Source organism: Vibrio sp. 970 (assembly GCF_033339075.1).
This window is the reverse complement of record NZ_JAWOTW010000740.1, coordinates 1-535: the sequence shown is the minus strand read 5'-3', so window position 1 is coordinate 535 and position 535 is coordinate 1. Positions and strand designations below refer to the sequence as shown.

Here is a 535-nt window from a genome sequence, read left to right as displayed (position 1 = left end):
CTTCATCGCAGCTTGGTAGCAAAAATCGATCAGCGACATGAGAACCAGCTTTTTGTCCGCAGTATGCTAGGTGCAGCGGCGAACAGCAAAACCAAAATCATAGCAGTGGGAATTGAGAATCAACAAGAGCTAAACACGCTTCTTGAATTAGGTGTGTACGGCGGACAAGGACGCTATTTTTCTGCAGAGCAGCAATATCTTCCTCGCCCACAAACAGCGCAACATTCTCAATCAGAATCCCAAGTTAAATTGGGAAGACGAAATCGCTGGCGGAAAAAATAAAGATAATAATCATGGAATTTAAAGCAGTATTCGACAAGCTGATGCGATCATCTGGTGGTGGTCGCTCTTGCTTTTTGGTTATTCAGCCAGACGCAGTTTATTTATCATCACCAGCTAAAAGTGGTCGTCCGTCTCAGTTTGAAATTTCTGAATCAAATTGGGAACGCGCTGTTGAGCAAGCGTTAAGCGTTGCCGCGAGCGCTTATGATTCTCTGACCGTAGTGCTGTCACACAACTACTATCAGATGTATCA

General features: G+C 44.5%; 1 protein-coding gene and 1 pseudogene. Both read left to right on the top strand.

Annotated elements, in window-relative coordinates:
• Positions 1-282 (top strand): EAL domain-containing protein (locus tag R7Q11_RS28940; RefSeq protein ID WP_225467315.1); only part of this gene is annotated, 282 nt, incomplete at its 5' end.
• Between the two features lie 11 nt (positions 283-293).
• A pseudogene (locus tag R7Q11_RS28935) lies at positions 294-535 on the top strand (MSHA biogenesis protein MshI); the annotation flags it as partial.